Below are 18,619 nucleotides of genomic sequence, written 5' to 3'. Positions count from 1 at the left end.
CTCGACCCGCATCGCCTGATGACCTTGAAGCTAAATTTAAGGTCACACGCTTGGCGAATTACAGCGTGTCAGACAAGACGGCGCCCGCCGGATGCGTACCATCCTTCGAAATGACTCACCAGCCTCCGGCCAGCCGTGGTGTAACAGCGAACTCAGCCTCGATCTAAATCAAACGAGAGAGCGTTGGAGCATGAAGCGGAGACAGTAGCTTTCTAAGGACAATGGTTGTCGTTCCTCGCAACTCTTAAAGAACACTCTCTTCAACTCCTTTAAGCTCTCCGGTGGCGGCCGCGCAGCTGTTTAAGCCGCCCCACCAACTGTTGGTATCCGTCTCGTATGTCCTTATCTATTGCAGCCTGGACGAGCGCTTTATCGCGGTCTTGAAGGCCAATGATTGCTTGCATATGATTGGCCGCACCCGACTGTTGATCTGCGAAAGTAGCGCTAAGTTCGTTCAACGAGGGCGCGATTCGCATCCAAAGCGATTCTATCATTGCTGCCATTCGCGGCATTTGTGCACCTTCGTATACGCAGAAATGGAAGGCCTTGTCTGCCATTAGCATGGCACAATGGTTGGTCTCGTTGAATATTTGCGAGTTCAGTCTCTTTAGACGTTCAACCGTGTCGCCAGCGATACGCTCCGTAGCAATGGACGCGGCGAGTGGCTCAAGCGCCAACCGAATTGATGTGACCTCGTCCAGCGTGGCTAGAGTCAGGGCTGGCACAACAATCGTCTTGGGTCCAGCATTTGCGAGTGCTCCCTCTTCGATCAATCGCATAATCGCATCTCGGGCCGGTGAGGTGCTAATCCTGAGACCTTCAGCGATCCCGCGGACAGTCAGCTTCTGGCCCGCCCGGAACTGGCCGCGCACAAGTGCTTCCTTCAAGGAAATGTATGCGAGCTCGCCGAGACGGAAATGGCGATCAATTGGACGCAGTGCCTCCCTGGCGGACGTACGTTGCGCGTAAAGCTCAATGGATCCAGGCGGCATGGAGCGCGACTCTTGCATGAGAACTTCCCGTTTGAAACGATCTAAGGCCTGCTCAGCAATGTGGGCTAGATCGGATCAAACGAAACAATCGCATGAACGGCCTGACGGTTGTCGCCCTCTGGTAGACCCGTTGTCACTCGCAAGAATCGTGCCGTCTTATCGCGGGACACTTGGCGGCTGTGCAGCACGTGAATGAGATTCGTTTGCGACATTGTGTAGGACTTGCAACACGCTGCCTTGCCAACCTATGGCGCGATATTGCAACGCTATAACTCTCCCGAAAGCACGTCATTCAGATGAACGCCGGCGTCGATGATTGTCCTTAAAGTCCTTGGCAAAGGATTGCTTAACACGACGACATCGGGACGAGTACAAGCGTGGTTGCCCGGACGACTGATCAGAGCCCAGACCAAAGGCATTTGATGCCAGCGGCTGAGACGGCGAGATCGAGCTCAAAGCACCTGTAGAGCGTCCCTATGAAGGGAACCGGCACGTTTGTTGCTGGCGGTCGATCGGAAGCCGTGAGCAACCGAGCGCCGGTTGGCCCTCGGCCGAGTCAGGGACTGCGTCGCTCAGGGGCGCTTGTGTCGGAGTTGCAATCTTCACTTTTAATGTAGCCGGAGTCCTCCATGGAGATATTATCGCATCTGAGAGTCGTCGAGATTGGAAGCTCAGCTGCCTCGAGCTATTGCGCACGCTTGTTTGCCGATTTCGGCGCTTATGTTCAGAAGGTCGAGCCGCCATCCGGCGATCCACTTCGCCGGAGCGAGCCGCTCACGCGTGGTGGCCAAAGCGCGTGGTTTGGCTTTCTGAACGTCAATAAGTCCAGCAGGATCATCGATCCGAAAGACAAAGACGCATTAGATCGTTTGGCGGAAATGATCGAACATTCCGATATTGTGATTGATGGGCGGGACGTTGATCACGCAGATTGCCCGCCAATCGACGTCCCTGCTATTCGCAACCGACGTCCCGAACTGATATACCTCACTGCGAGCTGGTTTGGGGGCAAGGGGCCTTATGCCGGGTTTGCAGCAACCGATTCCACCGTTCGCGCGCTCGCGGGGCTCATAAGGTTGGTTGGGTCGGTCAAGGGGCCCCCGTTGCATGCGCCGGATTTTCAGACGGGTATCCTCGCCGGACTATGGGGCTTCATCGCGGTTGCCTCCTCGGAAATCGCGCGAATGCAGTACGGGACGGGTCGGTCGTGGTCCCTCAGCATCCACGAAGCCACGCTGGCGGTTAGTGAATTTCTCATGTCAGAGTCTATGGGACGCGCTGAACTGACGCGGCGCGTCGGCGTCAATCGTTTCTGGCCGCACTTTCCGGTCGGCATTTACGAAACCAAGAAAGGTTGGCTCGGCGTTACGACAGGTACTCCGGCCCAATGGCGGTCTTTCTGCGATATGCTTGAGCTGCCAGCCTTGCGTGATGAGGCGGCACTCAGTCTTGGCGAAGACCGCCTCCAATACGCGGAAGCGATCGAAGGTCAATTCATACCGAGACTGAAGGCGCGTACGGCCGAGGAATGGTTTGAAGAGGGGCTAAAACGAAAGATCCCACTCGTGCCGGTGCCCACAATACCAGATATTCTCTATGACTCTGAGAAGAGAGCTCGAGGCGCAGTGGTACCCGTTGTGCTTGGCAGCGAAAGAGCGCTGACGGCCGGCTCGATGCAGCGGCTCACGCAAACCCCGCCGCGCAGAGGGGGAAAGGTTCCGGGTATTGGTGAGCAGCAGGCTTTTGCCAATTTCGTGATCGGGAATGTATCTGGCTCCTCTGGCTCCGCCGGTATCAGTGACCTTCCCTTGCGCACAATCCGGGTCGTCGACTTCTCAATGGGTTGGGCTGGCCCTTTGTGTACCCGCACGTTAGCTGATCTCGGCGCCGATGTTATCAAAATCGAGGCCGTCCAATATCCGGACTGGTGGCGTGGCTTTGACCGACGGCCTGATTATGTTCGTGAGCAAATGTACGAGAAGACAGCGCGATTTTGCGTCATGAATCGCAACAAGCGTGGTGTTACGCTCGACCTGAAGCGGCCTCAAGGATTGGATCTTGCCAAAAGGCTGTTGGTGGGAGCCGATGTTGTCGTCAGTAACTACTCAGTCGACGTGATGGTGAACCTCGGCCTTGGGTACGAAGTGCTTCAGACGCTGAATCCTCGTCTCGTGGTGATATCAATGACGGCCTTCGGTGCTGACAGCGTCCACCGCGACTGCCGAGCCTACGGGTCAACTCTCGAGCAGGGATCAGGCTTGCCTGGCGTGATCGGTCCTCCCGACGGGTTGCCCACGATGACTCACCCCGCCTTTGGAGATCCGGTCGGCGGTCTAAATGGTTGCGCCGCAGTTCTGATTGCCCTGATTCACGCTCGCAAATCGGGGAGGGGGCAGTTCATTGACTTGGGACAAATCGAGTGCATGATACCTTTTGCCGCGCCTTGGATTACGGTCCAGTCAACCGGTACCCCCGCCGAACGTTACGGCAATCGACACCCGCAATTTGTCCCACACGGATGTTTCCAATGTGCAGGTGAGGACAGCTGGATCGTGGTAGCAGCGACAGATCCGAGCATGTGGCAGCGACTTGCTCTTCTAATTGGCCGGCCTGACTGGGCAGAGGACCTATCGCTGAGAGCGGCAGAAAGTCGTCGGGCCCTGGAGGACACTATCGAGACTGAACTCGCGCAATGGGCATTAGTCCGCGAGGCGGATCAGGCTATGTCCGAGTTGCAAGGTGCAAAAGTGGCTTCTGGGGTCGCGCGCCTGCCAATTGAGTTGCTCGACGATCGGCATCTCAAGTCACGCGCATTTCTGCAGGAAATTGATCGTGAGTTCATAGGCCCGCATCCGCAGCCTTCGATGCCAATTCGGGAGGGAGAGACACCCTATCCGATCCGCACAGCTGCACCTACGCTCGGACAGCATAACAACGAGATTCTATCAGGTCTTCTTGGGATTTCCGAGGCGGAGATCGTCGCGTTAGAAGCGGCTGGCATTATCGGGGCGAAGATGCTTTCCGACGAGGAACTCACAAGCAAAGATAGAAGCGTGGCAAACTCATGATTGAGAATGCGCCCTCCTGTCTAAATGCAAAGGCACTGGTCTTGGTGGGATGACGACCTGCGCCGAGCCGCGTTGACTCCCCAATTCCGGATGCGACCAATCGCGTGACCCAGTCACAATAGCGGTTTGCTGGGCTGCATCAGGAGCCGTGAGCCTGGCAGCGGAGCACCTTATCCGGATCGACACCGTTCACCGTTCGGTGCAAATTCGCAATCTCCACTTTCAGCTCACGGGAAAGCGCAGCCGCCCACTCGCGAGTGTCGCGTCTTGGGACTGACCGGGGATCTTCGAAGATTTCGAAGTTCTCGCGCGACGGCTCGACGATGGCTTCTGGACCACAACCGATGTCAGAGAGCACGAAAGTCGGCGGCACTCTGGACGAGCAAAAGTCGAGGAGCATTATGTCATAATCGCTCATTCTGCCATGCTTAGAACGTTTACGTCGCAGCCGTTTGAGTGAGACCGCAGCAGAGCCGATGAGAGGCGAGGGGCGCATTGGATAGGTCTTGAAGAAAGCAAACTTTAGGTGACAGCCCTGCTGTCCCAGTCTATCGAGGTTGCAGATATCGCTTCTCCGACGCGACCAGTCCATCATATCTCAAGTTCGAATATCTCAGTGAGCGGTGCGATATGAGCTTCAATGCTCGCAACGCTCTCTTGGGCTGCGATAGCATCGCAGACACTGCGCATTGCAGCTGCTGCAGCTCGCATGGGGTGATTGGCCCAAACGACCGTGGAGATGTGCGCACATCGATAAGCGGAAACTGGCGTTCGGTAGTATGCCGTCGGAACAATCACGACAGGAAGCCGGTTCTCCCACGCGGTGGCGAACGAAAGCACCTCGTCCGCGCTACTTTTCCGCGAGTGAATCTGGATAGCATCGGCCCCACGTCGGCATAAGCGTGGGCCCGAACGATAGCTTCGTTCAGTCCGTGCCCGGCGGAGCGCTTCGATCCTGGCGGGAGAATAAGAGTGTCGCCAACGACATCCTTTACAGCCCGCAGACGACCGGAGAACTCATCGATATCGGCGAGCGGATGCCGCTCTCCAATGAGGGAGTTCAGCTTCGGAAAGCAGCTGTCCTCAAGGCAGACGCCCGCCGCTCCAGCCTGACGAAGCTTGCGAGCGAGAAGGCGCGGATTGTTGAACTGCCGAAGCCGCCATCCCCGTCAACGAGCACTGGCAGCTCAGTCGAATCCACAATGCGTTTGACGCTCTCGACGAGCTGGCTTCATGACGCTTCGTTGGCATCGCGAAAGCCGAGCGAGCTGGCAATCGACAAACCGGACGCCCAGAGCCCCTTGAAGCCAGATCGCTCGGCGATTCGAGCCGAAAGGCCATCATGCGCCTCCATCAGAAACGAGAGCTCACCATTCGAGCAGATCTCGGCGCGAAGCTCTTCGACAGGCGATCGCCGCGTGGCTTGATGGCCTGCGGCGAGCCGATGGGCTTGTGGTTGATACTGCATGCACAAATCCTGAAAAGCCGAGCTTCGATTGGCTCAAAGTCGCTGTTCATATCCTTGTGTGTTGAGAGCGATCAATGACCAGCTTTGGTAGCTTATCTCGACGTGAAGGGCTTGCATAATTGCCACGTATTGACGTGAAATCGAGTCGTTCTAGGTCACGAGCGTTGATCGCGCTCTCTAGCGCGAGGAAAGCGGTGAAGGGGTGATATCCGCTTCACACAGAATTTGACGTACACATTGAGCCTACCATTGTCGTAATGCTGTTGTTGCGTTTACGACAGATGGCGAGAGCTCCTCGATATGGCCCGCTTGAGATGGCAGCCTCGCGAGGAACTTGCTCTGATTCGGCGAGAGTTTGCCTGGGGCGAGTGAATGGTATGGCATTTGCTGATGCCGTTCGTATTCTCTCAAGCCCAGGTGAAGGTCATGTCGGATGTCCATGAGAAAGTGCTTGTGCTATCGGAGCGGGAAGTACAGTGTTTGCGATGGGTCGAGAACGGGAAGTCATCTTGGGCGATCGGGGTCATCCTGAACGTCAGCTATAACACCGTCAACTTTCATATCAAGAATGCGATGCGAAAGCTCGAAACGAGCACCCGGACCCAGGCCGTCGTCAAAGCGCGACAGCTGGGCCTTATTTAGGCCGCGGCTCGCGGTGAGTCTAATAAGACTATGGATAGCTGTGGCGAAACTTGAAGCATTCCACGCTAGCAAATGTATATTGATGAAAAAGGCGCTGGTACGGTGAACATCGCGTGCTTCCATGTCGTCGCCCATCGCAATGGTGAGGTCCAACGCTGATGAGCGAGCCCGCGTGGCGCCGCCGCCGTAATACGCTCTTGAAGAGCTAGATGGTGAGCCGGATGCTGTTCCCTGTTGCGCGCGTACCGGTCTTTTAGAAGTCACCGGTTGAAGTCCAGTGATCGGAGCGGCAGACGTCCCGAAGTCATGGCCAGCCAAAAGCGGCTTGCACAGCGTTGGACGGCAATGACCGTCAGCAGTCCCACTTCCAAGCGCGTGCTGGTAGACGTTGCTGGAATGCCAGGGCTTGCACTTTTAACCAAGTTCAGGTGACTCTCACGAACCGTTCCCAGCCTAGCGGGCGCTCTTCGCAGGCCGACAATGCGGTGCTTGTGTTTTTGGACAATTGGGCGCTGTGTTCCGTGCATTCAGCTGTCCCGTGAACCGTCGGCATATTTGGCGACGGCGATCTGGGCCAGAAGCGCTTCCGTCGGAACGCCTCCTTCGATGATAGGGCCGGGGCCGGCGCCTGGATCACGCCGTCCGCGTTCTTGAAGGCATACTTGGGACGGCGCGTGACGATGACCCCGAACTTCGCCGGCACCACATCCAGACGCTCCGACACATCCTCGCCGATCAGCACCTTCTGCTTACCGGCATGCACGGCCAGCTCTTCCGGCTCAATGACCGTTTCGATCCGTTCCAGATGGGGCGCAAAGCCCTTGCGCCGGCGCGGTGCACGCTTGCCCCCGCCTGCGCACGTCCCTTGCTGACCTGAGCCTTGATCGCAGCGATGCCGGTCTCGATCTCCTCGAAGACAAAGGCCTGCTGTTCATCGTCGCCATTCGTAGAGCCAAGCTTTTCCGATCGTCGGCCGAACCGGGCGCGGTCGAAGGCCTTTAGGATCTGAGTCAGCCGCTCGATGCGTGCATCGGCATCAGCGTTGCGGGCCTTGAGTGCGCGTTCCAGACGATCGTGATCACCAATTCCAGGCCATCGTGATCACTCATTCCAGAGCATCGTGATCACCGTTTCCAGCGGATCGTGATCGCCAATTCCAGGGGATCGTGATCGCTATTTCCAGCGGGTCGTGATCGGGGACAGCGAGGCGCTCACCACTGACAGTCTGCAACCCGGGTAGCTTGGTCTTTTGCCCAACAGCAGAGGGTCGAGATGCCGACAGAGAGACTGTCCATGCGCCACATTCGCGAAGTTCTACGCCTGCACCATAGCGTCGGCATGTCCCAGCGCGCCGTTGCCCGCAGCCTCGGCCTGGCCCAGGGCACGGTCAGTAAGTACGTAAACCGAGCCCGCCGCGCCAGCGCCGGGATCGCCAAGCATTACTGGAACGTTCCTCACAACCTCGTGCATCAGGAGGTCGAGACTCGTATCACCCAAAAGACCGTCGAGATTTTCCCCCGCGGCAAGCGAGTGGCGTCGCATCTGCGCAGCACCTTGCCTCATCGTCCGACGACGATCCCCGAGCATATGCCGAGCTCCATCGCCGCTACCGCGACTGGACCCATGAGCGCATTCGTTCCGAAGCCGCCAAAGTCGGCCCCGACGCCGACACCCTGATCGGCGTCATCCTGCGGTGGCCGCCGCATCCGGAACAGGGCTTCCGCTCCGCCATCGGCATCCTCGGGCTGGTCAAGCGCTATGGCCAGGAACGCGTCGACGCTGGCTGCGCCCGTGCCCTCCTGCTCAACGCCCGTTCCTACAAATCGGTGGTCGCCATCCTCAAGAACGGCACCGACAGAACCGCTCCTCCCACCGAGGAGGCGCCCATCCTCTTCCACGCCAACATCCGCGGCCGCAGCTACTACAACTGATCAGGAGATCATCGTGCTCATTCATCCGACCGTCGAACGCCTACGCGCTCTCGACCTCACTGCCATGGCCGATACCCTCATCGAACTGCAAAACAATCCCGAGGCCGCCGAGATGCCGCACCCCGATTGGCTGGGCCTCCTCGTCGATCGCGAGGTCACCGCGCGCGACAACCGTCGCCTCATGCGGCGCCTGACCAAGCCAAGCTCCGCCAGGCCGCCACCATCGAGAACGTCGACTATCGCACCGCTCGCGGTCTCGACCGTTCGCTGTTTCAGACCCTCGCCACCAGCCAATGGATCCGTGATGCCAACCCACCTGGTCATTGTCGGCCCAACCGGCACCGGCAAGTCCTGGCTTGCCTTGCGCGCTTGGCATTAAAGCATGCCGCGACGGCTTCTCCGTCCTCTACAAACGCGTGTCCCGCCTGTTCGCCGATCTCGCCCAGGCGCGCGGCGAAGGCCGTCCCGCTCGCCTGATCGCCGCGCTGGAGCGCGTCAATCTCCTGGTCCTTGACGGTTGTGGACCCGAACCGCTCACTGCCGACCAGTGCCGTGATCTGCTCGAGATCGTCGATGATCGCTACGACAAGGGATCATTGTTGATCACACGTCAGGTTCCCGTGTCGCAATGGCATGACGTGATTGCCGATCCTACGCTCGGTGACGCGATATTGGACCGCATCACGAGCGCAAAGGCGACAGCCTGCGTCGTCGGGCCGGCGATAGGACACAAGCGTGACCACCGCGCGCCCGATCGCCCCCCCGGCCCACAGGTCCCTCCCGCGCGCGCCGCTGCGTCGCTCGTGGGGCACTCCGCGCCGCGCACGGGGCCCTCCCATGGACCGCTGGGACGATCTCCAAACCCTCCTGCCTGCCTTGACCAGGAGACCATTTCCAGCACACATAAATCCGTCGGTCGTGTTCGCCTCCGCAAGTGATCACCATCGTCTGGAATCCATGATCACCATCGCCTGGAAACGCTGATCACCATCGCTGGAATGCGCACCTTGAGATCGTCGATCTCGCTCGCCAGAGCATCGACACGGGCCGCCTTCTCGGCCATGGCAAGCACCATGGCCTTCAGCATCTCTACGTCATTCGGGAGGTCGAGATCGGGCGGCGTCGTTGACCCGACCAGAGCACATTTTGCTCCGGTTCTCTCGTCCTTTCAGGCCATCGATTCACTTCGCCGCAGTGCTTTTACCCAACAATCTCCGGCGGCTTAACCGCCATAGTCTGGGAGGCTCTAGTTTCAGAAACTAGGCGCAGACATAGAAACTCACTTCGGCTCACAACTGAGCAGCCGATAGCCGGTCGCTCAGCCAGTCCGCCGGATGGGGTCTCTTTGTCGCTTACGAGCAAATAGCCGAGGCGCTGGATGACGCCTTTGCTCAACTTCGGATCCGCCAGTGCGCGCTCTAGGGCGTGGCTGGAACATGATAACGCTTGATCACTTTCGCTCCCTCGCGTCGCTTGTCCTTCAGCTTGAAGGATGGCTGGAAGAAGTTGGTGTGCAGCCGAGATGCAGCATACAAACGTTCCAGCACGCGTGTCCTCGACGCCATCGAAGCGACGGCATCCCACTAGTCGCCGGACGACCGCGCCATTCTTCTGCTCGACGAAAGCCTGATCATTCTTCTTGTAGGCGCGCGAGCGTGTCACCTCGATCTTTTGCGTCCGACACCAGGGCACGACGACATCGTTCATAAACGCGCTGTCGTTGTCGAAGTCGGCGCCGCGAATGAGCCAGGGAAACAGGTTCTGTGCGCGCTCCATGGCCCGCTCGACGAGGCCGCTCTCGCGCGTCACCAGCGGCATGCATTCGGTCCAACCAGTCGCGACGTCGACCATCATCAACGTTTGAATGAACGAGCCAGCTACAGAGGTGCCGCCATGAGCTACCATGTCGACCTCGCAGAACCCCGGTGGCGGGTCGTGCCAGTCGTTGAACGTCCGGATCGGCACTTCACGCCGTATCGCCGAATAAAAGCCGACCCGCCGGCGCTTACCGCCGGCCGCGACAATTTTGGTCTCGACCAGGAGGCGATCATTCGTGGCTGGGCCGACGCCGAGCACCAGCGCTCGATCGGCCTGGTCGAGCTTGAGCCGGCCATGCTGCTCCAGCGAAGGCAGCAACGTGGGAATCATTACCTTGAGCCGCTTGCCGCAGATCCGATCCCGAAGCCTCCCACAGAGCCACCAGCGCATCCCTGCCATAGGTCGGCCTTCGCTGCCGCCGGGCCTCCGGCGAAATCGCGACATAGCTGGCAAGCGCCCGAATCGCGTGCTTGCGATGCCAGCCCATCACCGCGCAAAGTTCGTCGAGAATGCGCCCCTTATCTGCCCGCCCAACAGATCGATAGCGGTCTACCACTGCCAAGGTGATCTCGCGCCGCGCACCCATGCTGATCCGTCCTGCCATCGGCGACACCGATCCGATTCGATATCGCCGCCCCAATCCTGACGGTCAGTTCTCCGGTAACATTCTTGATGAGGCAATGCGGGGTCAATTTTCCACGTCGCCCGACAATTGCTGCAGAAGGTGCCAAGCGCGGCGCGTCCTACTCAGAGAAAGCGGTGGGGTTATTCGCTCTCGAGCGAGTCAAGTACCGCTCCATGCGATCGTAATTTCTGCGCTACCAGCGCTCATTGCACAGGAAAGATGCGTTCGTCTCTCGGGCGAGCAGAAAATTCTGTTCAAAATCCGACTATTAGTTGTGTCTTCTCGCAGCTGGCCATCTGTTCTGCTTGAGGTTTCTCGCGCTTTCACCTCCCGCTTAACGCCGGCCGTCCGTGGCGAGATCTGCGACTTGCGCGCAGGAGGAGGCGGCGTTCGCGCCCGCCTCGAAGATAGTTCACGCTGCCCTCGAATGTGAGAGAATTTTTGCTGCGTTCGACATCCTTAACACATTGCCAGAAAGGTCGCTTGCAAAGCATATCGCTCGCGCCAAATCCTGCCCGAGCGTTCGGCAATCATGCGTCAGGCCTCGGCCGCCGTGCGGCTTCGCTTCCCCGCGCAAGGAGATGGACAGTTCCCTCGCGGGGGCCACTCGGGAAAGGGTCACGTTTCGCCGATCGCCATCACTGCCCTGATCTCGGGGGACGCTGTTGAACCGCTCTCGTCGCTACACTCGGTCCCGCGAGCCCCTTCGTTCGCTTTGCTCACGCTCTCGTCGGCCGCTATTTTGCGTTGAGGGGCCGTTGACGCATGCCCGGTCGGGCCTGCGGGCCTATGCGCGGCTTCCAGCTCGCTAGCTACCCCTCGCGCCGCAAGCCTGCGCGATGCACAAAAGCGGCGCGTTCTCGCGATTGCCCGCCGAATTTAAGCATTACGAGGGCTCAAACGAGAGCGTATCGCCCTCGCCGACCGATAGTATCCGCACAATACGTGGTACTTAGCTGGTATGCTCAACTAGGCCATCTAGGGAAGATCCGTATCAAGGGCGATCTGGATGGACCGCGCTACATGGCCTCGGCTGAGGAACGATCTTGCATCGACGCGGCGCAGCGCCGCAGCGTTCTTGGAGACTTTGGATGGCAGCCGCACCACTGGTGGGACGGAGTGGTTCAGCAGGTGGATCGAGATCGGAGACGCCCATGGTGTGTTAGGCGATGCAAAGCGAAGGGAAGGAAAAATTGATGAGGCAGCGAAGGCATGGCTATGCGCGCTAACAGCCTTTGAGATCGCCAAGCGGCTTGCCGGAGAACAAGCTGTACTCGGCGAGGATGTCTCGAGCAAGATTGGAAGTGCAATTGAGACGTTCGGGTCGTTGAAGCAGCGGATCGAGCGTGTCCAAATCGAGTGCTACGATCAGTCCGCGATAGAAGCTCACTACCTGCCTGCTGACGGTTATTCAAGAGCACCGGCAATCATCTGCATAAGCGCCGAAGACGAGACGTCGACAAAATTGCTGGGAAGGCTATTACCCGCCGCAGCTCATCGAGGAATGTCTGTTCTTGCGGTCACATACGATGATGTTTCCGACAACCGAAGGGGCCATTCCAGCGAAATATTGTCGTGCTGCCTGGACTACCTATCGACGCGCGATGACGTCGATGTCACGCGCATCGGTGTGTACGGCGATACGATGGGGGCAGCCTTGGCGACCGATCTCGCAGTGTCTGATAGCCGCGTTGCCGCCGCCGTCTGCGATGGTGGGCTGTGGAGTTGGGCTCGGACGATGGCTGCCGTTGAATGGGTCTCCGGAGTTCCAAATACGCCGAACGACGACTTGATAGCAGCGCGCCGCTTGCGATTGCTGCGACAGTTGAAGTGCCCGGTTCTGGTGGTGGCAGGCGGACGTGGTATCGCCAGCGCATCCGAGGCTATCGAGCTACAAAATGCCTGCGCGGCCGGAAGGATGGATGTGCAGTTAATCATTTCGCCCAGCACCATGACTGATGCTGGAGAGATCGACAATTTCGTAATCTGCGATGATCGAATCTTCGGCTGGTTGGAGCAAAGGCTGCGATGATTTCGCCGGTCTGATTGCTCTTCTTCACGATGCGGCGGTGGAACAGCTTGGTGCTCTCCGCTAATCCACACTGAAGCTTCAAACACGCCACGCCTCAGGACGCCTTTTTCTTGATCATGTTCCAAGCGCTGCAGCTGCGATGCCACAAGGCTTGATGCTGGGAGCGCCCCTGCCTTGTATTCAGCAAGGCACGACGTTGCCTGCACCCCTATAGAATGCCAATACTCAGCTTTTGCGACACCAGTCGGCTGTTCCTGGCAAGCAGATTGAGCCGCTTGTTGAGATGGCGAACTGCCTCCTCATCGAAACCATCCAGCATCGTGGAGCTGAGGGCCTGTCTCTTTGCCGACAGTTTTCGGATTTTGGCCTTGGCACCCTCGGTCAGTGCGACGCGCAAGGATCCTGCCTCATCGGTAGTTGTTTCGCGTGTCAGGAATCCGAGCTTTTCGAGATGCTTTGTCTGAGCGCTGACATAGGCTGGGTGAATTCGCGACTTGTTGGCGACCGCGGTGCTCGAGATGCCTCGACCATCGTCGAGTTCACTCATGGTCATCAAGATGAACCACTGCGGTTCCGTGATGCCGAGAAGCTGAGCCCAGCTCTTCTGTATCTCTTCGAACTGCGAGTGCAGCTCGACGATGTTCCACATCAATTCACTAATGGCTGTGTCGATTTTCTCTTTGACTTGCATGTCATCTTCCCGGCGATTCAACTTGTCTTGTGGGTGCGCAGCTGACGCCCAATTGAAGGATATGTCCGTATCTGTTTTATGTGACCTGACAAAGCAATTACCAGTACAGCGGCCTTCAAAAACAATTGAGGGTTACAATTGACTTAGCTCGTGCAAAAGGTCGCAGCCATGCAGCTCGACCTCAGCGAATTCACAAATCTACATGCGTCCACGTGCTGGCGATGATAATCTTCTTCGCCTAACGAGATCGCCAGATGACATCATTCAGGAAATGGCCCCGCAACAGCGTGACGGTTCACTGGCCGTACATGATGCTTGCGTCATGCCCGCGAGGGCCGATCGTAGGGATGCTCTAATGATGGAAGCCGAAACCGCGGCGTTTGATGCTATCGGCGTCTGCCGCGATCAGCGATGGCTCGTGCTGTGATCATTGGTTCTCAACCGTGCCTTTAGTCTGCAGAAATAACACCCGGACGTGACCTGCGCCGGATGGTATGAACCGAGACGTCATGTCATCTTCAAGATTGCGTGCTATCCGTATCGCGAATGAACGTTGCTCACTTTTTTTGGACTGACGCGGCGGCTGGATTGGCTGCTACCTCACTGGAGCTTGGAGGAGGGCCACACATGATGGCCACGCGAGAAGTGTCACCCAAGAATGCCACAACGGTGACCCAGATAACTGTTGCGCAGCTTGCTGAGCTTGGAGGCGGGTAGGTGCAGGCCGCACCTGATACCGAGCTTGCTGCTGAACTCCTCGCCATGAAGAATCCGTGGCCTTTTAGCGTTCACCGGTGATCGCCCCTGTCGACATTATCAAGATGTCGGAAAGCGTGATTAATTTTGTGCGGGGAACCTACGCCACAATTACCAAGCTCCGCGTTGTGTCAGAGCAGCGATCGTCCAGCGTGCAATGCGCCTCATTGAGGCTGCTGCGGAGCGAGGCATGGTGAAAGGCTGGAGCTAGCTCGGATTGGCACGGCGCAATCCTGGCTTGACCTTGTAGAAGGCTGGTTTTGCGGAGATCGGCCCGCGCCTACAGTTGGCATTGCGGTGCCTCGCCAGCTCGCGCTTGGAAGCCAAACCCAAGGTGCGATTGCGATCTCGTCGTCGGTGGCGACGCGTCGCCACCAGCTCTATCCAAATTCAGCAGCCGCAGGGGTGGCGTTGGAATTCCAGGACATTCTGTTGCAGTAAACAGGCCTTGTCACGTCGCCAGAGATGAGCTGATAAAGGCCACGAAGGAAAGTCGGGCGAGCGGCCTCTGGAGGCTCAGCGCTAGTTTGAGCGCCAGAACTCATGCTGGATCAGATTGTGCGTCGAGATGGTCACCGAAGCGTTTGATATTGATCAGGATCGAGAGGTCGAGAGGGGAGTAGTTATGGCAAGACTCAAACAGAGCAGAGTCCGATGCGCACCCCAGTTTTTTGCAGAGTATTGACCAGCCTCATCTACGTCGGCCTTACATCGCCTTCGATTGCCGCTTCGCAACGGCACTCCTACGTCTCTCAGGCTCGGCAGGACCCTTATTGCCTGCAAGGACGCGCCTGCGGATACCCAGGTAATTACCAGTTCTCAGCCTATGAACGGTGCACGGCCACCGCATCAGATGCCAACGCATATTGCGGCTTCAATCCCACCTAGGCGTTCGAGCGGCAATGAGGGCAATGCGCTGACGTCTAGCCGACGAGCAGTTATCGATCCGTCGTTCTACGCTGTCTGCCGGGCAGCTCGACCGGGTGCCGCGAGCGGCCAGCAAGTGCAGAGCTGCTGACGACGCATCGCGTGCACTCAGATTGGCAGGGTGCGTCTTCGAGCCAGCTGTGCCGTTCCCGACCGCCTGCGTGACCGCGGCTGCGCTTTAGTTAGCTTTTATCGCGGCCGCACTCGACCGTGCGGCGTACACGCACCTTGCCTGGCCCCGCGTGAAATGCCTTTATGATACGGGCTTCCAGCGCCCGCTCGACCTGCGTGGGACGGCTGCGCTGCCGCAGGTAGTCGTGCCATGTGTGGAATTGATAGCGTTCGATCCACTTTTCCGGGTCGGCCATGTCGCGCGCAACCGACCAGGCATAGGCGCCGTTACGCTGCCGGACGAGTTTGAGATCTTGCATCATCTCCCGAAACCCACGGGAATTCGGCTCCATCAGCTTATATTCGATTTCGATAACGATGGGTCCGTCGCGTCCCACGACGGGCATTCGGACCGCCGGATCTTCCAGCAGGCTTCCTTCTTCGACGCGTACCGCTACAGGGGGCATTCGCAGACGAAGACCAATCAGTGGTGATGCGAGCATCAAGCCCGCCGCGATCAGCAGGGTGGTTTCGACACCGCTGGTGTCGGCCAAGTGGCCCCATCCCCAGCTGCCAAGCGCGAGCCCACCGGACGCTGCAGCCTGATAGGCGGCAAGAGATCGCGCTGCGACCCACCGCGGTGCGGAAAGTTGTACGCCAATGTTCAGGAGCGTCCAGGACAGGGTCCAGCCGGCGCCGCCTACGGCCAAACCCAATGCAGAGAGCAGCGGGTTGCGACTGACCGCAATCACCGCAATGCCCGCGGCCATGGCAAGGGCGCAGCATCGCATGGCAGCTTCACTGCTCAGCTGTTTGCGTAGCAAAGCGATATTGGCGGCCCCGATGACGGCTCCGAGGCCAAAGGCTCCCAGCAACAGGCCGTATGTTGGTGCGCTACCCAGCAGGAGATCGCGGGCCACCAGGGGCAGGAGCGCGAGTATCACGCCACTGATCAAGCCCATAACGACCGTGCGAACCAGCACGATCGTGATCAAGGGAGAGTTCGCGATATAGCGGACGCCCAGAATGATGGCCGGACCGAGCCGTTCCGGCGGCAGGCGTGACCGCTCAGCGGCGCGCTTCCACAGATAGAGCGCGCCAATGAGGGGCAAAAAAGATAGCGCGTTAAGAGCAAATGCTGCAACGGTACCTGCCGTGGCGACAATGATGCCCCCGATCGCCGGGCCTACGCTTCGGGCGATGTTGTAGCTGATTCCATTGAGCGCAACGGCGGCAGGCACTGCATGGGGTGGCACCTGTTCGCTGACCGCCGCCTGCCATGCCGGTCCCAGCATCGCGGTGCCGCATCCCGCAGCAAAACACAGTGCGAGCAATAAGTCCGGCGTGAGCAGTCCCAACCAGGCCAGCGCGGTCAACGTGGTCGTGGCCGTCAGAGCAATGCCGAGCGAAGACAATGCCACGATGCGTCTGTCATGCAGGTCCGCTATGGCGCCGGCGGGAATCGCGATCAGCATCACCGGCAGTCCGAGGGCAGTCTGAACGAGCGCCACTTTGTCCGCCGACGATGACATTTCGGTCATCGCCCATGCGACTCCCACCCCCTGTATCAGGCTGCCCAGATTGGAGACCAGGCTCGCAACCCAGATCCGGCGGAACGTTCGGTGTCGCAGTGGAGCGGTGATGTTATCGGCGTTGGCGGGCCGGAGCGGCCTCGCCGACGCGTGCGGACTTGGCGGCTTTTCGCGTTCCTCTGTTGGCCGACCTGTCGGCTCAATCGACACCGAATCCGGATGGTTCAGCGAACGAAGAGAGGGATCTGGGCGCACGAACAGTCGGCCTTCTCCAGGCCTGTCGTTCGAGGCCCGGCTGATTCCAATTTCGCCTCTAGACTACCGCTTATTCGCAGCAGAATTTCAGCGACGAATCCCTTTACTCCGCCGAATTACTGCGCGATCGCCAAGCAAGTCAGTCACCATTTGTCGTAGCCTGCTCCGGTCTTGCGCCTGGGCCGCGGCAGATTGGGTCGAGCCGGCCAATGTCAGCGGCGGGACTTCACTGAGCAAGTTGCGCCTTGATCCGCTGCGACGGCCAGACTGGCGTGCCACGTTCGAGCAGTTCGCCGCTCGCTGCGCGCGCAATCGAGACGCTTCGGCCATGATCGCCTGCCTCGTCGCCACGCCTCTCCGCCTCGAGCGTGACAAAAGCTGCCACGGCGTCGGTAAACATCTTCTTGTCGAACGAGGTGACGTCGCGAATGCGACGGACTTATGCTCTCAACCGGACAGAATGGTTTCCACTGCAAACAAACGGAACACTGCTGGCGAACCCGTGCGGCGGCCTTTTCGATCAGCTTTTGCCTGAAGCAGATGCTGGGACCTCCCTCCATGTTGCTGTCGGAGACGTCGTTCGGACCCCGCAGCCGCATCTCACCGTATTCGCATCCCTTCGCCTTTTTGATCTCGCAGCAAGCCGCGGGACACAACCCATTGCTTGTCGATGTTGAGGTCGGATGCCAGACGAAACCGCGGGTGAGCGTGGTATTCGGGCCGGCATTCCTCGCAGGCCCCCAGAATGCATGCAGCAGTGTCTGCTCAAGGGCCCTCTTCGCCACGCAAGATGACCGGTGCGAGCGCGCGGGATGGGGAAGCCTAAATATTTTCCTAAGTCATTCCAGACGATTTTACGAATAATGGCCGCTTTAAGGTTACCTGGACTATTCAACAATCGTGCTGAAGCTCTCCATATTTCGGCCCAGCGCGCCGTCGAGACAGCGCCGCGAAATGGGGAGTTGTTTACAATGGACAATGTAATTGGTGAGAGTGCCGGATCGAGGCTGAAGACTTTCGGACGGCGGAAGATGACGCCGCGCGTATGCGTGGTGGACAGCAAGCGCCATTTGCGCGCTTTCACGAGTGAAGTGCTCGCCGATCTCGGCTTCGTCACCAGCGAATGCAGCAGTGCAAGCGAGCTGCAAGCGAACCTGACACCCGATCTGCCGGAGCTTGTCCTGCTTGGCATTGCCGCCGATCGCGTCGAGCCTGGCCAATTCTTGGAAGTTTTGGTGCGCGAGGCCTTCGAGGGCAAGGTTCTCGCTGTCGGCGCGCGAGATTCGATTATCGTGAAGGCAGTGCAGCAGGTTGGTGAAGAATATGGGCTTGGGATGTTGCCGCCGCTGACCACGCCCTTTGCCGCGGACACCCTCGGCGAGCGCGTGAAAATGCTGCTGCCCGCGGACCCGGTCCCGGCGGTGCATGTCGGCGAGGCCCTGCATGGGGGTTGGCTCGAGCTGTGGTATCAGTCGAAAATCGACGCTCGCTCGCTGGTTCGCCGGGGTGCCGAGGCGAAGGTGCGCCTGCGACACCCGACCTGGGGCGTGGTGCGCCCTGCCCATTTCATTCGGAGGGGCGCGATCCATATTTCTGCGACTTGTCCGAGTTCGTGATCGAGCGTGCCCTGCAGGACTGGCATTATCTCTTGGAACAGCAGAGCGCGGTCGATCTAAAGCGTGATGGCATTAAGTTCGATAGCCTGAATTTTTGAGGTAATTGGCGCATTCGTCGGCGGTGAAGGCATCGAGTGCGTGGCCGATTGCGGCGC

The 18,619-nt window shown here is 58.8% G+C and carries 14 protein-coding genes and 3 pseudogenes; 8 read left to right on the top strand and 9 right to left on the bottom strand.

Annotated features, from left to right (window positions below; all coding sequences use genetic code 11):
- Nucleotides 1-269: 269 nt before the first annotated feature.
- A complete protein-coding gene (locus tag IVA91_RS24015) occupies nt 270-1,010 on the bottom strand; it encodes a GntR family transcriptional regulator (RefSeq protein ID WP_247459300.1) in 741 nt (246 codons plus the stop codon).
- 611 nt (nt 1,011-1,621) lie between these two features.
- Between IVA91_RS24015 and IVA91_RS24010 the strand changes: the two genes are divergently transcribed.
- Nucleotides 1,622-4,060 carry a CoA transferase gene (locus IVA91_RS24010; protein WP_247459299.1) on the top strand — a complete coding sequence of 813 codons (2,439 nt, stop codon included), beginning with the start codon at nt 1,622-1,624 and terminating at the stop codon, nt 4,058-4,060.
- Between the two features lie 139 nt (nt 4,061-4,199).
- Here IVA91_RS24010 and IVA91_RS24005 read toward each other — a convergent pair whose 3' ends face one another.
- Nucleotides 4,200-4,478, bottom strand: a complete 279-nt coding sequence (locus tag IVA91_RS24005; RefSeq protein WP_247459297.1) for a hypothetical protein — start codon at nt 4,476-4,478, stop codon at nt 4,200-4,202.
- 130 nt (nt 4,479-4,608) lie between these two features.
- Nucleotides 4,609-5,414 (bottom strand): annotated as a pseudogene (locus IVA91_RS24000) (isocitrate lyase/phosphoenolpyruvate mutase family protein).
- Nucleotides 5,415-5,900: 486 nt separating this feature from the next.
- On the opposite strand from IVA91_RS24000, the gene IVA91_RS23995 reads away from it, so the two are divergent.
- Nucleotides 5,901-6,170: a helix-turn-helix transcriptional regulator gene (locus IVA91_RS23995; protein ID WP_346015524.1), complete on the top strand. Its 270-nt coding sequence runs from the start codon at nt 5,901-5,903 to the stop codon at nt 6,168-6,170.
- A gap of 542 nt (nt 6,171-6,712) precedes the next feature.
- Here the strand turns inward: IVA91_RS23995 and IVA91_RS23990 are convergent.
- Nucleotides 6,713-7,226, bottom strand: a pseudogene (locus IVA91_RS23990) (IS66 family transposase zinc-finger binding domain-containing protein); the annotation flags it as partial.
- A 237-nt stretch (nt 7,227-7,463) separates the two neighbouring features.
- Here IVA91_RS23990 and IVA91_RS23985 point away from each other — a divergent pair.
- From IVA91_RS23985 to IVA91_RS36965, 3 genes are all read left to right on the top strand, one after another.
- Nucleotides 7,464-7,847, top strand: coding sequence for a hypothetical protein (locus IVA91_RS23985; protein ID WP_247459295.1), 384 nt, complete (start codon nt 7,464-7,466; stop codon nt 7,845-7,847).
- 318 nt (nt 7,848-8,165) lie between these two features.
- A complete protein-coding gene (locus IVA91_RS36970) occupies nt 8,166-8,480 on the top strand; it encodes a hypothetical protein (RefSeq protein WP_275996697.1) in 315 nt (104 codons plus the stop codon).
- A gap of 37 nt (nt 8,481-8,517) precedes the next feature.
- Nucleotides 8,518-9,039 (top strand): ATP-binding protein, encoded by a 522-nt coding sequence (locus tag IVA91_RS36965; protein ID WP_346015523.1) that lies wholly within the window; start codon nt 8,518-8,520, stop codon nt 9,037-9,039.
- Between the two features lie 23 nt (nt 9,040-9,062).
- Here the strand turns inward: IVA91_RS36965 and IVA91_RS36870 are convergent, their stop codons facing one another.
- Nucleotides 9,063-9,188: a hypothetical protein gene (locus IVA91_RS36870; RefSeq protein WP_256466416.1), complete on the bottom strand. Its 126-nt coding sequence runs from the start codon at nt 9,186-9,188 to the stop codon at nt 9,063-9,065.
- Between the two features lie 113 nt (nt 9,189-9,301).
- Nucleotides 9,302-10,249, bottom strand: coding sequence for a transposase family protein (locus tag IVA91_RS23975; RefSeq protein WP_247459293.1), 948 nt, complete (start codon nt 10,247-10,249; stop codon nt 9,302-9,304).
- A 1,304-nt stretch (nt 10,250-11,553) separates the two neighbouring features.
- Here IVA91_RS23975 and IVA91_RS23970 point away from each other — a divergent pair.
- The gene (locus IVA91_RS23970; RefSeq protein ID WP_247459291.1) at nt 11,554-12,576 is read left to right on the top strand and encodes a dienelactone hydrolase family protein; all 1,023 of its coding nucleotides are present in this window, start codon (nt 11,554-11,556) and stop codon (nt 12,574-12,576) included.
- Nucleotides 12,577-12,784: 208 nt separating this feature from the next.
- On the opposite strand, the gene IVA91_RS23965 is transcribed toward IVA91_RS23970, so the two are convergent.
- On the bottom strand, nt 12,785-13,267 hold the full coding sequence (locus tag IVA91_RS23965) for a MarR family transcriptional regulator (protein ID WP_247459289.1): 483 nt from the start codon (nt 13,265-13,267) through the stop codon (nt 12,785-12,787).
- Nucleotides 13,268-14,677: 1,410 nt separating this feature from the next.
- Between IVA91_RS23965 and IVA91_RS23960 the strand changes: the two genes are divergently transcribed.
- Complete coding sequence (locus tag IVA91_RS23960) at nt 14,678-14,911, top strand: DUF3551 domain-containing protein (RefSeq protein WP_247459287.1); 234 nt, start codon at nt 14,678-14,680, stop codon at nt 14,909-14,911.
- Between the two features lie 221 nt (nt 14,912-15,132).
- On the opposite strand, the gene IVA91_RS23955 is transcribed toward IVA91_RS23960, so the two are convergent.
- Nucleotides 15,133-16,704 carry an MFS transporter gene (locus IVA91_RS23955; RefSeq protein ID WP_247459302.1) on the bottom strand — a complete coding sequence of 524 codons (1,572 nt, stop codon included), beginning with the start codon at nt 16,702-16,704 and terminating at the stop codon, nt 15,133-15,135.
- Nucleotides 16,705-17,074: 370 nt separating this feature from the next.
- A complete protein-coding gene (locus IVA91_RS23950; RefSeq protein WP_247459285.1) occupies nt 17,075-17,248 on the bottom strand; it encodes a hypothetical protein in 174 nt (57 codons plus the stop codon).
- A gap of 571 nt (nt 17,249-17,819) precedes the next feature.
- Here IVA91_RS23950 and IVA91_RS23945 point away from each other — a divergent pair.
- A pseudogene (locus tag IVA91_RS23945) lies at nt 17,820-18,523 on the top strand (EAL domain-containing protein); the annotation flags it as partial.
- Nucleotides 18,524-18,619: the final 96 nt, after the last annotated feature.

The sequence above is a fragment of the Bradyrhizobium sp. 153 genome (genome assembly GCF_023073835.1).
Lineage (GTDB): Bacteria > Pseudomonadota > Alphaproteobacteria > Rhizobiales > Xanthobacteraceae > Bradyrhizobium.
Note: the sequence above shows the minus strand (reverse complement) of the source record. Positions and strands in the feature narration are given on the sequence as shown.